Consider the following 1,712-nt stretch of genomic DNA (forward strand, 5'->3'; position numbering starts at 1 on the left):
CCGCGCCGCAGCGCCATCGCCGCCCAGATCTTGCGGTCGGCATAGATGATCATCGCCACCGCCAGCATCAGCGGCAGCGCGATCAGCAGGATGCCGATGATCGTGGAAAGGAACCACGCCCAGCCGAACGGCAGGCCAACGGTGTTTTCGAAGAAGGCGGTCATTCCGCCGCCTCCGCGAATGCCTGGCCGTGGACCAGTTCGGCCGAGCAACGCTGCATCGTCGGCGATGCGCGGCAGATCGCGTTGGTCAGGTAGAAATCCTTGACCGGATAGCTGACCGGCCCGTCCGCCTCGGCCGCAAGCTTCGGCGGCGCCCAGTCGTAGCGGACCAGTCCTTCCTGCCCCAGCGCCGGCACCGCGTCGGCCATCGCCGCGCGCAGTTCGGCGAAGCTGTCGAACGGCAGCGTCGCGCCCAGCGCCTCGCTCAGCGCGCGCAGAATCGCCCAGTCCTCACGCGCGTCGCCCGGCGGGAATACCGCGCGGTCGCCGCGTTGCACACGCCCTTCCAGATTGACGTAGGTGCCCGGCTTCTCGGCATAGCTCGCGCCCGGCAGCACGACATCGGCATGATGCGCGCCGTTGTCGCCGTGGTGACCGATGAACACCTTGAACGTGTCCGCGAACCGCGCGTAATCGACCTCGTCCGCGCCCAGGAACAGCCCCAGCTTCGGCTTGGCCGCGACGATATCCGCAATGCCGCCCGTCTGCGCATAGCCGAGCATCAGCCCGCCCATCCGCGCCGCGGCGAGGTGGATCACACCGAAGCCGTTCCACGCCGTCCCGTCGTCCAGCGTGCGGACCAGCTTGAGCGGCTCGACCAGCGCCAGCGCGGCGCCATGCGCTTTGGTCAGCGCCCCCGGCCCCAGGATGACCAGCGGCCGCTTGGCGCCTTCCAGCGCCTGCACCGCCACGTCGGGCAGCTTGCCGATCAGGCTCAGGTCGTCGCCCAGCCACTCGACCTTGTAGGTCAGGTCGGTTTCCGGCCCGATCGCGAACACCTTGGCGCCCTTCTTGATCGCCTTGCGCACGCGCGTGTTGATCAGCGGCGCTTCCCACCGCAGGTTCGATCCGATCAGCAGGATCGCGTCGGCGTCCTCCACCCCGGCGATGGTCGGGTTGAACGCGACCGCGCCCAGATTGGTGACGTCGTAATCCAGCCCGCCCTGACGCCCCTCGAGCAGCGTCGAACCGAGCGCCTTCACCAGCGCGCCGGCGGCATACATCGTCTCGCAATCGACCTGATCGCCCGCGACCGCCGCGATGCTGGCGCCCGGCTTCACCGCCGCGATCGCCGCGAACGCCTCTTCCCACGTCGCCGGGACCAGCTTGCCATCCTTGCGGACGAACGGCCGGTCGAGCCGGCGGCGCACCAGACCGTCCACCGCGTGGCGGGTCTTGTCGTGCGCCCACTCCTCGTTGACGTCCTCGTTGATGCGCGGCAGCGCGCGCAGCACCTGGCGGCCCCGGCTGTCGAGGCGGATGTTGGTGCCGACCGCGTCCATCACGTCGATCGCCAGCGTCTTCTTCAATTCCCACGAACGGGCTTCGAACGCATAGGGCTTCGACGTCAGCGCGCCGACCGGGCACAGGTCGACGACATTGCCGCTCAGCTCGCTGGTCACCGCCTGTTCGAGATAGCTGGTGATCTGCATGTTCTCGCCGCGATAGATCGCGCCGATCTCCGGCACGCCGGCCACTTCCTCGGCGAAG

1 protein-coding gene and 1 pseudogene are annotated in these 1,712 nt (G+C 68.8%); both read right to left on the reverse strand.

Going from position 1 to position 1,712, the window contains the following annotated elements; translation table 11 throughout:
* Positions 1-164 (reverse strand): annotated as a pseudogene (locus tag VNR91_RS02050) (NADH-quinone oxidoreductase subunit H); the annotation flags it as partial.
* A partial coding sequence (locus VNR91_RS02055; protein ID WP_325489131.1) for a molybdopterin-dependent oxidoreductase occupies positions 161-1,712 on the reverse strand: 1,552 nt, incomplete at its 5' end. The pseudogene VNR91_RS02050 and the gene VNR91_RS02055, both read right to left, overlap by 4 nt.

Origin of the sequence: Sphingomonas sp. (genome assembly GCF_035555815.1) — a bacterium.
Taxonomy (GTDB): domain Bacteria; phylum Pseudomonadota; class Alphaproteobacteria; order Sphingomonadales; family Sphingomonadaceae; genus Sphingomonas.